This window comes from Enterobacter sp. ku-bf2, assembly GCF_001742765.1.
Classification (GTDB): Bacteria; Pseudomonadota; Gammaproteobacteria; order Enterobacterales; family Enterobacteriaceae; genus Enterobacter; species Enterobacter quasiroggenkampii.
Genome location: NZ_MDVW01000019.1, coordinates 99,041 through 115,692, shown reverse-complemented (window position 1 = coordinate 115,692; position 16,652 = coordinate 99,041). Strand labels below are relative to the sequence as shown.

Genomic DNA, 16,652 nt, shown 5'->3' with positions numbered 1-16,652 from the left:
ATAATAGGCACCGCAGAAACACGAAATATTTAGAAACGCAATTCGCGCATTTTTCACTCCCGGAAGGGAATTTCAATCAGTGGCATGATTATGAAAAAAACATTACTCGCAGCTGGCGCCGTGCTGGCACTGTCCTCTTCTTTCACTGTTAACGCAGCGGAAAACGACAAACCACAATACCTCTCCGACTGGTGGCACCAGAGCGTTAACGTGGTGGGCAGCTACCACACGCGTTTCGGACCACAGATTCGTAACGATACCTACCTGGAATATGAAGCCTTCGCCAAGAAAGACTGGTTTGATTTCTACGGCTACATGGATGCACCGGTCTTCTTCGGTGGTAACTCTCAGGCTAAAGGTATCTGGAACCACGGCTCCCCTCTGTTCATGGAAATCGAACCACGCTTCTCCATCGACAAGCTGACCGGCACCGATCTGAGCTTCGGCCCGTTCAAAGAGTGGTACTTCGCGAACAACTACATTTACGACATGGGCCGCAACGAGTCCGGTCGTCAGAGCACCTGGTATATGGGTCTGGGTACGGACATCGACACCGGCCTGCCAATGAGCCTGTCTCTGAACGTCTATGCCAAATATCAGTGGCAGAACTATGGCGCTGAAAACCAGAACGAATGGGATGGCTATCGTTTCAAAGTGAAATACTTTGTGCCAATCACCCAGCTGTGGGGCGGTAACCTGAGCTATATCGGCTTCACCAACTTCGACTGGGGTTCAGATCTGGGCGATAAGAGCGGTTACGCAGAGAACGGTATTAAGCAGCGTACCAATGACTCCATCGCCTCCAGCCACATCCTGGCGCTGAACTACGATCACTGGCATTACTCTGTTGTGGCACGTTACTGGCACAACGGCGGCCAGTGGAACGACGACGCGAAACTGGTATGGATGAACGAACACGTCCGTTCTACCGGTTGGGGTGGTTACCTGGTTGTCGGTTACAACTTCTAATCAGTGCATGTTTCGCCCGGTGGCGCTACGCTTACCGGGCCTACGACCCAAATGTAGGCCGGGTAAGGCGTAGCCGCCACCCGGCTTTTTACTGCCTCACCTTGCGCAAAAAATCCGCCAAAGACCTGTCCGCACTCTCGCTAAACCGCCTTTCCGTAGTCACAATATTGAGGCATCTGTCGAGCCGGAAACAGCGATAGTCATCGCGCCGTTCACACCACGCGGCCAGCAGCCAGCGCTCTCCCCAGAAGAACAGCCCCAGCGGCTGAACCTCACGATTAGACAGCTGTCCTGCTTCATCACGGTAATGCAATGCCAGCACCTGCTGGGCGGAAATTGCCTGATGAATCCTGTCAAAGTCGCTGCGGGAGTGGCTTTGCATGCAAAAATCCGGGGCGTAGATCCGCGTCTGCTCCGCCTTTCGACGACTTTCCTCGGGCAGAATCGCCAGCACCTTTTCCTGAGCCGACTCCAGCTCGCGCGACAGCGATTCCCCTCCCCAGGTTTTGAGCAGGCGAATCGCGACGATCAGCGCCTCAGATTCCTTATTTGTCAGCATCAGCGGCGGCAGGTCGAAGCCCGACATGAGGCGATATCCGCTTCCCGCCTCACCTTCCACCGGCACGCCGGAAAGCGACAGGTCGCGGATATCGCGATAGACCGTACGCTCAGACACGCCAAGCCGGTCCGCCAGATGCGCTGCCGTTGTCAGACGCCTGCCCCGCAGGATCTGCACAATCTGAAACAAACGGTCAGCGCGTCGGGTCATATCTTTGTCCGCTCTCAGGCAGGTTGATGGAGCCCGACGCGGTTGCCCTCGCTGTCGGTAAATAAGGCGATAGTGCCAATGCCATGCGGCAGTTCCAGCGGACCAAACACGCACTCGCCGCCCGCAGAGGCGATGCGATCGAGCGTGGCCGCCAGATTGTCAGTATGCAGGTAAATAATAGCGCCCTGCAAAGACGGTGTAACGCCGTCAAATTTTGCCAGTGCGCCTCCGGTGGCGGGATCCTCATGCGGGAAAACCGCCAGCTCCGCACAGTCCATTTTCTCGCGACGCAGCGCAAGCTGCATCACCGGCTCATAAAATTTAATCGCGCGATCCATATCCGAGACCGGAATTTCAAACCAGTTAATAACGCTTTTCATACATCCTCCTGCCTGTTGTTTGGGTTCAGAAGGAGTCTACGACAGGGCTCCTGACAGCATACTGTCAGGAGTGTTTGTCAGGAGGAGATAAAAAAAATCCCGGTCAACCGACCGGGATTTCGATAACGCGCTAAACGTCGCCTTACGGCAGAATGGACGGCTGATCCGCCCCTTCTTTCTCGACTTTCTGCTGGAGCAGGTGCTCGCGCTTCATGCCGAGTTTCAGTGCCAGGGCAGACGCGACGTAGATAGACGACGCCGTACCGATGGTGACACCAATCAACATGGTCAGCGAGAAGCCTTCCAGTACCGGACCACCGAAGAGGAACAGCATCAGGATCACCATCAGGGTAGTACCGGAGGTGATCAAGGTACGGTGCAGCGTCTGGGTCAACGACACGTTAAAGATTTCGTACGGCGTACCGCGACGGATCTTACGGAAGTTTTCACGAATACGGTCAGATACCACGATACTGTCGTTCAGTGAGTAACCGATAACGGACATCAGGGATGCCACAATCGTCAGGTCAATCTCAATGTGGAACAGAGACAGTATGCCCATGGTGATCACCACGTCGTGCGCCAGGGCGATAACCACACCGGCCGCCAGTCGCCATTCAAAGCGGAAACCGACGTACACCAGGATGGAAATCAGCGCCACCAGCAGCGCCATCGCGCCGGTCTGCGCCAGGTCAGCACCCACGCTTGGGCCGACGAACTCAATACGCTTAACCGCTGCGTTCTGGCTGGTTGTTTCGTTAATCACGCTAACAACCTTACTGCCCAGCTCCTGGCTGCCGTTGGCATCGTGCACCGGCGGCATACGCACCATGATGTCGCGGCTGCTGCCGAAGTTCTGCAGCAGCGGCTCTTCAAAGCCCGCTTTCTGCAGCGATTCGCGCATCTGGTCCATATCGACCGGTTTTTCCAGGGAGATTTCAATTACCGTACCACCGGTAAAATCAAGCCCCCAGTTAAAGCCTTTCACGCCCATAATGACGATGGACAGAATCAGCAGGAAACCTGAAATGCCGAAGGCCCAGTAGTCCCAGCGCATAAAGTCCCAGACTTTACGGCCGTGGTTCAATTGTTCAACAGTATATTCCTGTGCCACAACGCACTCCTCAGATAGACAGCTTTTTGACGCGCTTGCCGCCGTACAGCAGGTTCACGATGGCACGGGTGCCGACAATAGCGGTAAACATTGACGTTGCGACACCGATACCGGTTGTAATCGCAAAGCCTTTGATCGCGCCAGTACCCACTGCATACAGGATAAGAACCTTAATCAGTGTTGTTACGTTCGCATCGAAGATAGAGCTGAACGCGCCTTTATAACCTTCATCAATCGCCTGCTGAACAGAGCGACCGTTGCTCAACTCTTCTTTGATACGTTCGTTAATCAGTACGTTGGCGTCGACCGCCACCGCAAGGGTCAGAACGATACCCGCAATCCCCGGCATGGTCAGCGTCGCTCCCGGCAGCAGGGACATGATGCCGATAATCAGCACCAGGTTCGCGATCAGCGCGGAGGTCGCAATCAGACCAAACTTCTTATAGAAGAAGATCATGAACAGGATAGAGACCACCAGACCGGCCAGACACGCTTCCAGGCCCTGCTGGATGTTTTGCATACCCAGAGTTGGACCAATGGTACGTTCTTCAACAATCTGAATTGGCGCTATCAGCGCACCGGCACGCAGCAGCAGGGAGAGCTGACGCGCTTCGTTCGGGTTGTTAATACCGGTAATACGGAAGCTGTTACCCAGACGAGACTGGATATTGGCGATGTTAATCACCTCTTCCTCTTTCACCAGCACAGCACGGCCGTTTGCATCTTTCTTACCGCTGTCTTTGTACTCCACGAACAGGGTCGCCATCGGTTTACCGATGTTGTCCTTGGTGAAGTTAGACATGATGTTACCACCCGCGCTATCCAGCGAGATGTTAACCTGCGGCTGGTTGTATTCATCCTGGCTCGACGTGGAGTCGGTGATGTGGTCACCGGTCAGAATCACGCGTTTGTACAGCACAACCGGTTGACCTTCGCGGGTCTGTTTCACTTCGGAGTCACCCGGAATACGGCCAGAAGCGGCAGCAGACTGGTCAACGTTGGTATTCACCAGACGGAATTCCAGCGTTGCGGTCGCACCGAGAATCTCTTTCGCACGCGCGGTGTCCTGGATACCCGGCAGTTCAACCACGATACGGTCAGCCCCCTGACGCTGTACCAGCGGCTCGGCCACGCCCAGTTGGTTTACACGGTTACGCAGAATGTTGATGTTCTGCTGAACGGCATATTCACGCGCTTCTTTCAGGCGCGCATCGGTCATCACCGCGCGCAGCTGGTTGCTGCCCTGCGAGGAGATCACCAGGTCACGGTGACGTTGGGTCAGGTAATCTACAGCCTGATCGCGCGCCGCGCTGTCGCGGAACGTGATGCTCATGCCGTAGTTATCTTCTTTACGCACGGTGGTGTAAGCGATGCCTTTATCACGCAGATCGCTGCGCAGGCTGTCGATATTCTGTTCCTGCAGCTTGCCGAGCGCGGTATCCATATCCACTTCCATCAGGAAGTGAACGCCACCACGCAGGTCAAGACCGAGTTTCATTGGCTCTGCATTCATCGCAGCCAGCCAACGCGGGGTTGCAGGGGCAAGGTTAAGCGCCACGACGTATTTATCACCCAGCACGCCCATCAGCGCTTCACGTGCGCGGAGCTGCGTGTCGGTGGTGTCGAAGCGAGCAAGAATTGCGCCCTCTTCCAGTGCCACAGACTTAGCGGTAATTTTTTCTTCTTGTAACGTTTTCTGGACCTGGATCAGCGTTTGCTCACTGGCGGCGACACCGCGCGCGCCAGTGATTTGAACAGCCGGATCCTCACCATACAGGTTGGGAAGCGCGTACAGCAGGCCGACGAGAATCACGACGACCAGCATGATGTACTTCCACAAAGGATAACGGTTTAACACGGCAGTTCCCTTTGGGAAAAGTTGGGATTACAGCGCCTTCATGGTGCCTTTCGGCAGAACGGCAGCTACGAAGTCACGTTTGATGACCACTTCAGTGGTGTCGTTCAGGGCGATAGCAATGTAGCCGTTTTCAGCCACTTTGGTTACGCGACCGACCAGACCACCGTTAGTCAGCACTTCATCGCCTTTCGCAATGGAGTTCATCAGGTTTTTGTGCTCTTTGGTGCGCTTCTGCTGTGGACGCAGGATCATGAAGTAGAAGATCAGACCGAACACAACCAGCATCAGAATCAGAGACATCGGGCTGCCCTGCGCTGGAGCACCTGTTGCCGCTACCGCATCAGAAATAAAAAAGCTCATTCAAATTCCCTCATTATTAAAATTAATCAACGTTCAACGGTGGAACATCCCGCCCCTGACGTTGGTAGAAATCGGTCACGAAGCTCTCTAATTTACCCTCTTCGATAGCCTTACGTAAACCAGCCATTAAGCGCTGATAATAACGAAGATTATGAATGGTATTGAGACGCGCGCCCAAAATCTCATTGCAACGATCGAGATGATGCAGGTACGCGCGGGAATAATTGCGACAGGTATAGCAATCGCACTCGGAATCGAGCGGGCTGGTGTCACTCTTATGCTTCGCGTTACGGATTTTCACCACGCCATCGGTAACGAACAAATGGCCGTTACGCGCGTTGCGGGTTGGCATGACGCAGTCGAACATATCAATGCCGCGGCGTACGCCTTCAACCAGATCTTCCGGTTTACCCACGCCCATCAGGTATCGTGGTTTATCCGCCGGGATTTGCGGGCAGACATGTTCCAGAATACGGTGCATGTCTTCCTTCGGCTCACCCACAGCCAAACCGCCGACAGCGTAGCCATCAAAACCTATCTCTACCAGACCTTTAACCGAGATATCGCGTAAATCTTCGTAAACGCTGCCCTGGATAATGCCGAACAGCGCATTTTTGTTCTGCAGGGAGTCAAAACGGTCACGGCTTCGCTTCGCCCAGCGCAGAGACATTTCCATAGAACGCTTGGCGTAGTCCCAGTCGGCCGGATACGGCGTGCATTCGTCGAAGATCATCACGATGTCAGAGCCGAGATCGTACTGAATCTCCATTGATTTTTCGGGATCGAGGAAAATCGGATCGCCGTTGATCGGGTTACGGAAGTGAACGCCCTGCTCGGTGATCTTGCGGATATCGCCCAGGCTGAAGACCTGGAAGCCGCCGGAGTCGGTCAGAATGGGGCCTTTCCACTGCATGAAGTCGTGCAGGTCGCCGTGGAGCTTCATGATCTCCTGACCCGGACGCAGCCAGAGGTGGAAGGTGTTGCCGAGGATAATCTGCGCGCCAGTGGCTTCAACTTCTTCCGGCGTCATCCCTTTTACGGTGCCGTACGTACCCACAGGCATAAACGCGGGGGTTTCCACCACGCCGCGATCAAACACCAGGCGACCGCGACGCGCGCGACCGTCGGTGGTATCGAGTTCAAATTTCATTTTTTCTCCGACGTCAGAAAAACAGTCCAACGTTGTAACACGGTGCCGCGGACTTATTCCCCGACACGCTCATTCAAAGCCTGCGGATTGTACGTGATAAACATCGCGTCACCGTAGCTAAAAAAGCGATATTTTTGTTCTACCGCAGACTTGTAGGCATTCATCGTATGCTGATAACCCGCGAATGCGGAGACCAGCATAATCAGCGTCGATTCAGGCAGATGGAAGTTGGTCACCAGCGCGTCAATCACCTTGTACTGGTAGCCCGGGTAGATAAAGATCTGCGTATCGCCAAAGAATGGCTCAATAAGATCGTTCTTCGCTGCCTGCGCGGCGCTCTCAAGTGAGCGCACAGACGTCGTACCGACCGCCACGACGCGGCTGCCGCGCGCTTTCGCCGCCAGCACCGCGTCCACCACGTCCTGAGGCACTTCAGCATACTCAGAGTGCATGATGTGATCTTCAATGCTGTCCACGCGCACCGGCTGGAAGGTACCCGCGCCGACGTGCAGCGTCACGAACGCCATCTCAATGCCTTTCGCGCGCAGTTTTTCCAGCAGCGGCTCATCAAAGTGCAGACCTGCCGTTGGGGCCGCGACCGCGCCAGGCTTCTGGCTGTAGACGGTCTGATACAGCTCGCGGTCGGCCTCTTCGTCCGGACGCTCAATATACGGCGGCAGCGGCATGTGGCCGATGGCGTTCAGGATATCAAGCACCGTGCGCTCGTCGTTAAACTCCACTTCGAACAGCGCGTCGTGGCGCGCGATCATGGTCGCCTTGATGCTCTCATCATCGCCCAGCAGCAGCTCCGCGCCCGGCTTCGGGGCTTTGGAGGCGCGAATATGTGCCAGAATACGTTTATCATCGAGCATACGTTCGACCAGCACTTCAATCTTGCCGCCGCTGGCTTTACGGCCGAACAGGCGCGCCGGGATCACGCGGGTATTGTTAAAGACCAGCAGATCGCCAGGGTTGAGCTTGTCGAGCAAATCGGTGAAAGTACCGTGCGTCAGCTCGCCCGTTGGCCCATCCAGTGACAGTAAGCGACAGCTGCTGCGCTCAGGCATGGGATAGTGAGCAATCAGGGATTCAGGTAGTTCAAAGGAGAAATCGGCGACGCGCATGACGTATACTCGTGACTTAAAAACAGGCGGCATAGTCTAGTGCTCACACCCATTTGCTGCAACAACTAGCCACCCCCGGACAAATAAAACGCATGAATTTTCTCGCTCACCTGCATCTCGCGCACCTTGCTGACAGTTCCCTCTCGGGCAATTTGCTGGCCGATTTCGTACGCGGTAATCCCGCAGAAGACTACGCCCCTGAGGTTGTCGACGGGATTTTTATGCACCGCCGCATCGACGTGCTGACGGATAAACTGCCGGAAGTGACGGAAGCCAAAGCGTGGTTCCGCCCTGAAACGCGCCGCGTTGCGCCGATCACGCTCGACGTGATGTGGGATCACTTCCTGTCGCGCCACTGGGAGCAGCTGTCGCCGGAGCTACCCCTGCCCGAATTTGTGCGCTATGCCCACCAGCAGGTGTCGATCATTCTGCCCGACTCGCCGCCGCGCTTTGTCAATCTGAACAACTATCTGTGGTCGGAACGCTGGCTGGAGCGCTATCGCGAGATGGACTTCATCCAGAACGTGCTGAACGGGATGGCGAGCCGTCGCCCGCGCCTGGATGCGCTGCGGGATTCCTGGTATGACCTGGATGAACATTACGACGCGCTGGAGGCCCGATTCTGGCAATTCTATCCGCGCATGATGGCGCAGGCGAAAAACAAACAGCTGTAACAGAATTCGCATTGATAGGTAAAAGCTGGCGGAACGATTGTCACCACCTCTTTGTCTTATCCATGAACACTCTCTATACTGGCTCGCGTTGCGTTCCAAATAACCTTAGTATCTACAGGAGAATCATATGGTTCTGGTAACTCGTCCGGCTCCGGATTTTACAGCTGCAGCAGTTCTGGGCAACGGTGAAATCGTTGAAAACTTCAACTTCAAACAGCACACCAACGGTAAAGCGACCGTTCTGTTCTTCTGGCCAATGGACTTCACTTTCGTTTGCCCGTCTGAGCTGATCGCGTTCGACAAACGTTATGAAGAATTCCAGAAGCGTGGCGTAGAAGTGGTTGGCGTCTCCTTCGACTCTGAGTTTGTACACAACGCATGGCGTAACACCCCTGTCGACAAAGGCGGCATCGGTGCGGTGAAATACGCAATGGTTGCGGACATCAAACGCGAAATCCAGCAGGCTTACGGTATCGAACATCCGGACGCTGGCGTTGCGCTGCGCGGTTCCTTCCTGATCGACGCGAACGGCATCGTTCGTCACCAGGTTGTGAACGATCTGCCGCTGGGTCGTAACATCGACGAAATGCTGCGTATGGTTGACGCGCTGCAGTTCCACGAAGAGCACGGCGAAGTGTGCCCGGCTCAGTGGGAAAAAGGTAAAGAAGGTATGGCTGCTTCCCCAGACGGCGTGGCTAAATACCTGTCTGAGAACGTATCCAGCCTGTAATCGGCACGGTTTACGAGAAAGGCCCGCTTATGCGGGCCTTTTTTTATGCCTTACGCTGCGTTTCCCGCCAGATGCGCCAGGCCATGCCCGCCAGCAGGAGCACGCCCGCAATCAGCACGCCCCACACCAGCAGGGCGTTCATCCAGCTCGCCCGATCGGCCGCAGAGGTAGCGGTCAGACGCTCCTCGCCGCCTAACGCAACGTCATCCACTATGTCGGCCTGCGGCAGGTTCGCCATAGCATAGGTCTTACGCAGGTCGGCGGGGATCAGCATGTCGGGCTCTACGCTGGCAGGCTTTGCGGCGCCGTTGCCCCAGGCAAGCACGTACGGCGCTTTCCCCTGCGCGTTGAACACCAGGTCATAGCGGTCGCGATGCCCCGTGACGCTCGGCAGGTATTCTGGCAGACGCGCATTCAGCGTCGTGATTTTCACGGCCTGCACCAGGCCCCCGCTAAGCGAAACCGGTCCGGACGTTTTTCCCTCCAGACGGTAAATCACCTCTTTTTTCAGGGGGTGCCATGCGTCTTTTTCCGTACTGCGCCACGCGATCTCCACGGGAAGGACACCATCACCGTTCAGCGAAATGCTGACAGCACTCAGCGGCTGCGGGCGCACCCAGCGCCACTGCGCTTCGCTTGTCGATAGCGGCTCCCCTTCTCCCTCAAGATTGATCTCTTCCGGGGCCGCCTGCGCAGGTGCGCTGATTGCGTTTACGCCAGTCAACGTTATCCCCTTGCTCTGCGTATTCAGCACCACCATGAGATAGCGATTCGCCTCGGGAGATAAAACCGTATCGGTATCGATCCGATCGAGCTTAAGACGATCCTGACCACTGGCGACGTCCAGCAGCGGCATATCTTCGCGCAGGGTATACCAGCGCTTAAGATCCTCGCTGTAATAGACCGACGCCGTTCCCTGCCACGGCGTCTGCGGGGTATTCCAGAGCAGCTGCAGCTGGGATATGGCCAGCTCACCCGTCGTCTGCTCCGGCAAGGTCAGCAGGTAATGTTGTCCGGCTGCGGCGGCTTTTTGCCCCTCCAGCACAATCTCAACGCCGTTTCGGGAACGGAGCAGGATCTTATCGCTGTCACCGGCGTCTGAGCCAGCCGCGAGCGGCGAGGCGTCCAGCGGAAAGAGACGCAGCGCCGTGGAGTACGCTGTGTCCTGCGGGCGCGTTGCGGCGATCAGGCTAAAGGGAACCGGTTCGCCCGACTGGTTAAAGACGCGAACATCATGCAGATCCGCTGACGTGCTCTGCTCATAGACGGCAAGCGGCAGCATCACCCGATACCACCGGGAAGGAACGGACGTGTCGAGTGAACGACCAAAGGCATAGTCCCGGGGCGATTCCGAGGGTACCTCGTCGCAGAACGCCGGGCCGGAAAGCGCCAGCAGCGCGGTACACGCTACCGCTTTCATCCATTTCATTTTTCATCTCCTGTTTTTGGCGGTAGCGGCGAGAAATAGCCCACTATCAGCACCAGTATCGCCACGCCGATAAACGCCACCGCGCGCGACAGACCGCCTCCGCCCGCGCTGTCCACCAGCATCAGCTTAATCATCACCACACCCAGCAGCGCGGCACCGCAGAGCCACTCCTGCCGGGAAGCCTGACGGGTGGCATGGATCATGACCACCAGCGCGCTCAACATCCAGAACAGGGCAAAGCTGGTCTGGATAAGCCGCGAATCCCATAGCGATGCCATATTCCAGGCCACGTCACCGTACCAGGCCAGGGCGCGCATCAGCGCACCGTTTAGCCACCAGAAGCCAAACGCCATGAGCGCGACGGCAGGCCACGGGCGCGCTTGCGCAAGCCACGCCGGGTAGTAGCGATCCACCGCCCGATAAAAGACCACCAGACCCAGCAACGCGAACGCGGCACCTTCCTCAAGCGGGTTCACCAGCGGCAGCCAGGTCTGACGATAGACCACGCCGTCCTGGAAATTAGTCACCACCAGCAATACCAGCAGCGCCACGACTACGGGAATCGGTGCCAGGCAGGCGTAGAGCGCAGGCCACTCCCGGAACGGCCACACGCGACGCCGTACCGCAGCAGAGAGCACCATAATCACCCCGCCGCCTGCGGCCATCGCCAGTCCGCTACCCCAGGCCGCCATGCCCCACGGCAGGGACCGGGCAAACCAGTAAAGCTCGGCGGCCAGCGCCAGTAAAATCATCCAGAACAGCGACAGATGCAGCCCCATCGCGATGCGCGGCAGGAGTCTTTCGCCGTCGCGCCGCAGCAGCATTAGCGCGGCAGGAAGGGCAACGCACCAGGCCAGGTTTGACCAGCCGGCGGAGACGATCTGCTGGTGCCAGAGCTGATAACCCACCATCAGCAGCATAACCGGCCAGAGCAGCCATTTGCTGGCGTCCAGCTCTCGCCACGCCAGACGAGCGGCCACCTGCCGCCAGCCCCAGGCCGACGCCGCCGTCAGCGCCAGCACGCCCGCCAGAATCGGTAATTCCTTCGTCAATGCCAGCCGCGATGCGCCCAATAGCGCCACGAGCCAGAACAGCAGACCACCTGCCAGCAGCGCCCAGCTGACCGGCAGGAAGAGAGTCCGCCACAGCCAGGCAGCAGCCAGCCAGCAAAGGCTAAGGATGGCGAAGATAAGGAGCAGGCTCAGCGGCGTAACGCCGTTTGTTTGCGCCCACAGCGCGCTGCCGAGCGCCAGCACCAGCAGCGCCGTCCCGCTATAGCTCATCCGCCGCTGCTGCTGTTGCACGCCCAGCCAGAGGATACCCAGCCCCTCCAGCGCCCAGGCCATTGCCGTCCAGCGCGCCGACAGCGCCAGCGGAATGGCGAGCGTGGCAAACCCGCCGCCGATCGCCAGCGCCGCCATGACCAGCGGCCGTCCGAGGAAGGGATAGCGCCGCAGCGCGAGGTACGCAAGGGTGAGATAAAATGCGCCATATCCCAGCGCGCTCAGCGCCGGGCCATATTCCCAGTGTCGGGTCATGCCGTACTGCATCCCGAAGCCGATCAGCGGCGGGGCAAACAGCAGCACACCGTCAACGATCTGCTTCCCTTTCTCCTGCGCCCGCAGAGACAACGCCACGCTCAGCACGCCGAATATCAGCGTATTGGCAATCAGGAACAGCTGGCAAATCCAATAGTCTTCAGGCTGGTAGTCATTCAGCCCCCACAGGCCGCCCACGCCGAACGTGAACAGCAGCCCGAGCAGGTTCAGCTCGCGCCAGTGCTGCCAGATGCTAATAGCAAGAATGCCGATGGACAGCAGGAGATAGAAAGAGAACAGCGCGACAAAGCTGCCGCCCCCGGTAGACAAGAGGAGCGGGGCAAGATAGCCGCCGAGGCTCGCCAGCATGGCAAGGCTTAGCGCCTTCTGCAGCACCGCCAGCCCGACGCTCGCCGCGCAAATCACCACCAGCAGCGCAAAAGCCAGCGTCATCGGCAACATTTGCCAGAGCCGGAAGGCGCCAAACACCGTCAGGTAGAGCACGCCGGTCGCCCCGCCCTGGAGGATCAACGCATAGACGCGCTGCCTGTGCCGCAGTCGCCACCCGACAGCCAGCAGAACAATGGCAAACAGCGCGGTTGCCACGAGGCGCAGCTCAAGCGGGAACAGGGAATGTTCGACGGTATAGCGCAGCAGGAAAGAGAGGCCGAGGAAGAGCAGCAGGATCCCCAGCTTCGCCAGCGGATTACCCTGCATGAACCAGCGCGCCAGCGACGTCAGGATGCCGCCAAAGGCTGAAGGCTGTTTTGCCACTGGCGCAGGAACCTGAGCGGGTTCTGCCACCGCAGCGGGAATATCGGGGCGCCAGGGGTCGACAGACGCGGGAGCGTCCTCCACCACCGGCGCGGTCATAGCCACCGGCGCGGCGGTCTGCACCGGCTCCGGCGCGTTCTCAGGCATGCCGCGCTGCTCAAGCGCCTCTATGCGCTGGCGTAGCCGGGCGATCTCCTGCTGCGCCGCCGTACTGCGATTAAACCCGATAACCGCAAGCACGGGCGCAACCAGCAGCGCAAAAACCAGGAATAAACAGCCAAGGATGTAAAGCTCGTCCATGTTTCCACCTTCACCGTAAACGATCTGTTAAGATTGACACAAATCGTTGCATTTGCGCCATCTTAAAAGGTGGAAACATTAGCGCATTAGCTGCCGAACCAGATCGTCGCGGATACCGCAGGCAGCGCCAGCACGCCGTCCTGTATCGTCGCCTTGCCCTCTTTGCTCTTCCACGCTGCCACCTTCAGCAGCGGTGAATCATCCAGCACCACTTCGCAGGCCTCGCCCCGGTTGATCGCCACCAGCACGCGCTGCTGGTTATAGACGCGAGCAAACACCACCACGTTATCGTGGGCGTACACCACCTGACAGCCGCCGTAGCGCAGGGCGAGACTCTGCTTACGCAACTTCGCCAGGCGCTGATACAGGCTGAACAGCACCTTGTCCTGTTTCTCCGGCGCCCACGGGAAGGTTTTGCGACAGAACGGATCGTTGTTGCCGTCCAGCCCCACCTCGTCTCCGTAGTAGATGCACGGTACGCCCGGCCAGGTGAAGAGCCAGGTCACCGCCAGCGGCAGACGCGCGACATCCTTGCCGAGCAGGGATTTAAAGCGCGCGGTGTCGTGGCTATCGAGCTGGTTAAACATCCGCAGCTGCTGCTGATGCGACAGACCGGCGCGGTAGTTCTCCATCCACGCCATGCAGGTTTCAGCGTCGATATGATTCGGATCGTAGGAGATATCGGTGTTGGCGAGGAATCCCCACAGCGGGAAGGTAAAGCCGCGATAGTTCATCGCCGCATCTTCCGCATCGTTCTGCAGCCACTGGCGCGCGTCGCCAAAGTGCTCGCCAAAGACGAACGCCTCCGGCTGGGCCGCTTTTGCCGAGCGCGTAATCCCGGCGACGTGCTGAAGGTTATTCCGCGCCCCGCCCGCTTCGCCGAGCATATGCACTACGTCCAGACGCCAGCCGTCCATATTCCACGGCGCCTTCAGCCAGTGGCGCACGATGCTGTCTTCCCCGCCGTAAATCTCGTTCACAAGCGTTGGCGACTGGAAATCCAGCTTCGGCAGGCTCGGGTAGCCCAGCCAGTCCAGCGCACGCCCCTCCTCATTAAAGCTATACCAGTCGCGCTGCGGCGAATCCGGGTTATGACATGCCCCGCCCATCGACTGGTTATGCCGATCAAACCACGCATGCGAATCTCCGCTGTGGTTGAACACGCCGTCCAGAATGAGGCGCATACCTGCGTTTTGGGTGTTCTTACGCAGGCGCAGCAGCGCCTCGTCACCGCCAAACTGCGCGTCAACGTGGCGATAATCTTCGGTATCGTATTTATGTACGCTCGGGGCCTTGAACACCGGGTTGAGATACAGCGCCGTCACGCCCAGTTTTTTCAGGTACGGCAGCTTTTCGCTGATGCCGTCGAGATCGCCCCCGTAGAAGGTCGATCCGCCCGCCTGCGCGGTTAACGGCTCATCCCACGCTTTCAGGATAATGTCGTGGCCCGCTGCATGGTGGTAATAGATCTTATCCTGGTCGGCAGTGCGTTTTTCGCTGCGCGCAAAACGGTCCGGGAAAATCTGGTAAAAGACCTGATCGTTAACCCACTGCGGGCCGTTATCCGGGTAATCCACAGCAAACTGCTCCAGCCGTGCGGGCGGGAAACGGCTAAACCCCTGCGGGGTAAACCACAGCTGACGGTTGTTCCACAAAAGCTTAAAGCTGTAGCGGCGGCGCGGCTGTCCGCTACGCAGGTCGATATTCGCCCGCCAGGCGGTGATCCCCGGCTGCGGCTGGCTGCGCAGCTTGTGCATTTTCAGCCCGGTCTCTTCGTTATCGATTTCGGCGCGGAGCGTCACGCGTTCAGGCTGATTTTCACCCGCCAGCCAGAGCGTAATCACCAGGTTGTCTTTGTTTTGCTTAACAAATGGGGCAACCGGAAGGTGCCAGGCGTTTAACATCACGAATCCCCTTTGATGAAATTGACGTCACCTTGCCACAGGGTGGTTAAGGATAGCTCACCATGATGGGATTTATTGGGGGAGGAGGACGGGGGATGAGGCATCAGTGCGGCCTGATGCCCTCACCCTAACCCTCTCCCACGGGGAGAGGGGAAAAGGATGTTACTGCGCTTCCGCCAACTGACGGTCGCGGCGGCATTTAAACACCCAGCCCACCAGCAGCAGCACGATCCACGCGCAGCCCACGTAGAGCGAAATGCGGGTGTCCGGATGGTAGCCAATCAGGCCAATGATAAACACCAGGAAGATCAGCCCCACGACGGTGGTCGCAACGCCGCCCGGTACTTTGAACTTCAGCGCTTTCGCCTCATCCGGTGACAGGCGACGGCGGAAGGCAATCTGCGACAGCAGAATCATGATCCACACCCACACCGTCGCGAAGGTTGCCAGGGACGCAATCACCAGGAAGACGTTCTCCGGCATGATGTAGTTCAGGTAAACCGAGAACAGCAGCGCCACGGTCATCACCACGACGGTCACCCACGGCGTGCCGCGGCGTGAGGTTTTGGCGAACACCTTCGGCGCACTGCCCTGCTCCGCCATGCCGTGCAGCATACGGCCCACGCCAAAGACGTCGCTGTTGATCGCCGAAAGCGACGCGGTCAGCACCACAAAGTTGAGAATGCTGGCCGCAAACGCAATGCCCATATGCTGGAAGGTCAGGACAAACGGGCTACCGTTGGTGCCTACCTGGTTCCACGGGTAAATGGACATGATCACGAACAGCGTACCCACATAAAACACCAGAATACGCATCGGCACTGAGTTGATCGCGCGCGGAATGGATTTCTCCGGGTCTTTCGCTTCCCCGGCGGTGATACCGATAATCTCGATACCGCCGTAGGCGAACATCACCATCTGCAGCGACATCACCATCCCGAGCCAGCCGTTGCTGAAGAAGCCACCGTTGCTCCAGAGGTTGTGGATCCCGGTCGGCTGCCCGCCGTTGCCAATCCCCCAGATGATAATCCCGAAACCGGCCACAATCATGATGATGATGGTGGCGACCTTGAAGAAGGAGAACCAGAACTCCAGCTCGCCAAACACCTTCACGCTCATCAGGTTGACGGCGCAAATGATCAGCACCACGCTCAGCACCCAAATCCAGTGCGGTACCGCCGGGAACCAGACGCCCATGTAGATGCCAAATGCCGTCACGTCGGCAATCGCCACAATCAGGATTTCGAAGCAGTAGGTCCAGCCGGTGATAAACCCGGCCAGCGGGCCGAGGTTTTCCTGCGCGTAGCGGGAGAATGAGCTGGCGGAGGGGTTGTGAACCGACATTTCGCCGAGGGCGCGCATGATGATATACGCCGCCACGCCGCCGATGATGTATGCCAGCAGCACGCTGGGACCGGCCATTTTGATGGCATCTGCCGAGCCATAAAAAAGACCGGTGCCGATAGCCGAGCCCAGCGCCATAAAGCGGATGTGGCGCGTGCTCAATCCACGTTTAAGTTTGTTAGTGCTTTCCATTTAAATCTTGCCATTCAACACGAAAAAACAAAAAACCACGGGG

The 16,652-nt window shown here is 57.8% G+C and carries 14 protein-coding genes; 3 read left to right on the top strand and 11 right to left on the bottom strand.

Annotated elements, in window-relative coordinates:
- Window positions 1-90 precede the first annotated feature (90 nt).
- Window positions 91-969: a nucleoside-specific channel-forming protein Tsx gene (locus tag BFG58_RS17835; RefSeq protein ID WP_025912622.1), complete on the top strand. Its 879-nt coding sequence runs from the start codon at window positions 91-93 to the stop codon at window positions 967-969.
- Between the two features lie 88 nt (window positions 970-1,057).
- Here BFG58_RS17835 and BFG58_RS17830 read toward each other — a convergent pair whose 3' ends face one another.
- From BFG58_RS17830 to queA, 7 genes are all read right to left on the bottom strand, one after another.
- Window positions 1,058-1,738 (bottom strand): YafY family protein, encoded by a 681-nt coding sequence (locus BFG58_RS17830; RefSeq protein ID WP_032646151.1) that lies wholly within the window; start codon window positions 1,736-1,738, stop codon window positions 1,058-1,060.
- A 14-nt stretch (window positions 1,739-1,752) separates the two neighbouring features.
- Window positions 1,753-2,118, bottom strand: coding sequence for a VOC family protein (locus BFG58_RS17825; protein ID WP_008503341.1), 366 nt, complete (start codon window positions 2,116-2,118; stop codon window positions 1,753-1,755).
- Window positions 2,119-2,260: 142 nt separating this feature from the next.
- Entirely contained in the window at window positions 2,261-3,232 is a 972-nt protein-coding gene (gene secF / locus BFG58_RS17820; protein ID WP_008503342.1) for a protein translocase subunit SecF, read from the bottom strand.
- A gap of 10 nt (window positions 3,233-3,242) precedes the next feature.
- On the bottom strand, window positions 3,243-5,090 hold the full coding sequence (gene secD, locus BFG58_RS17815; RefSeq protein WP_021241665.1) for a protein translocase subunit SecD: 1,848 nt from the start codon (window positions 5,088-5,090) through the stop codon (window positions 3,243-3,245).
- Between the two features lie 27 nt (window positions 5,091-5,117).
- On the bottom strand, window positions 5,118-5,450 hold the full coding sequence (gene yajC, locus BFG58_RS17810) for a preprotein translocase subunit YajC (protein ID WP_003859109.1): 333 nt from the start codon (window positions 5,448-5,450) through the stop codon (window positions 5,118-5,120).
- A 22-nt stretch (window positions 5,451-5,472) separates the two neighbouring features.
- Window positions 5,473-6,600, bottom strand: coding sequence for a tRNA guanosine(34) transglycosylase Tgt (tgt, locus tag BFG58_RS17805; protein ID WP_003859110.1), 1,128 nt, complete (start codon window positions 6,598-6,600; stop codon window positions 5,473-5,475).
- A gap of 53 nt (window positions 6,601-6,653) precedes the next feature.
- Window positions 6,654-7,724, bottom strand: a complete 1,071-nt coding sequence (queA, locus tag BFG58_RS17800) for a tRNA preQ1(34) S-adenosylmethionine ribosyltransferase-isomerase QueA (protein WP_069720226.1) — start codon at window positions 7,722-7,724, stop codon at window positions 6,654-6,656.
- Window positions 7,725-7,816: 92 nt separating this feature from the next.
- Between queA and acpH the strand changes: the two genes are divergently transcribed.
- Both acpH and BFG58_RS17790 read left to right on the top strand, forming a co-directional pair.
- Window positions 7,817-8,398, top strand: a complete 582-nt coding sequence (acpH, locus tag BFG58_RS17795; protein ID WP_069720225.1) for an ACP phosphodiesterase — start codon at window positions 7,817-7,819, stop codon at window positions 8,396-8,398.
- 127 nt (window positions 8,399-8,525) lie between these two features.
- On the top strand, window positions 8,526-9,128 hold the full coding sequence (locus tag BFG58_RS17790) for a peroxiredoxin (RefSeq protein ID WP_008503347.1): 603 nt from the start codon (window positions 8,526-8,528) through the stop codon (window positions 9,126-9,128).
- A 43-nt stretch (window positions 9,129-9,171) separates the two neighbouring features.
- Here the strand turns inward: BFG58_RS17790 and BFG58_RS17785 are convergent, their stop codons facing one another.
- The 4 genes from BFG58_RS17785 to proY all read right to left on the bottom strand — a co-directional run bounded on the left by BFG58_RS17785 (window position 9,172) and on the right by proY (window position 16,609).
- Window positions 9,172-10,557 carry a DUF3999 domain-containing protein gene (locus tag BFG58_RS17785; RefSeq protein WP_069720224.1) on the bottom strand — a complete coding sequence of 462 codons (1,386 nt, stop codon included), beginning with the start codon at window positions 10,555-10,557 and terminating at the stop codon, window positions 9,172-9,174.
- Window positions 10,554-13,169, bottom strand: a complete 2,616-nt coding sequence (locus BFG58_RS17780; protein WP_069720223.1) for a DUF2339 domain-containing protein — start codon at window positions 13,167-13,169, stop codon at window positions 10,554-10,556. Before BFG58_RS17780 ends, BFG58_RS17785 begins: the two co-directional genes overlap by 4 nt.
- Before the next feature lie 86 nt (window positions 13,170-13,255).
- On the bottom strand, window positions 13,256-15,073 hold the full coding sequence (gene malZ, locus BFG58_RS17775; RefSeq protein ID WP_069720222.1) for a maltodextrin glucosidase: 1,818 nt from the start codon (window positions 15,071-15,073) through the stop codon (window positions 13,256-13,258).
- A gap of 162 nt (window positions 15,074-15,235) precedes the next feature.
- Window positions 15,236-16,609, bottom strand: coding sequence for a proline-specific permease ProY (proY, locus tag BFG58_RS17770; RefSeq protein WP_008503261.1), 1,374 nt, complete (start codon window positions 16,607-16,609; stop codon window positions 15,236-15,238).
- Between the last annotated feature and the right edge of the window lie 43 nt (window positions 16,610-16,652).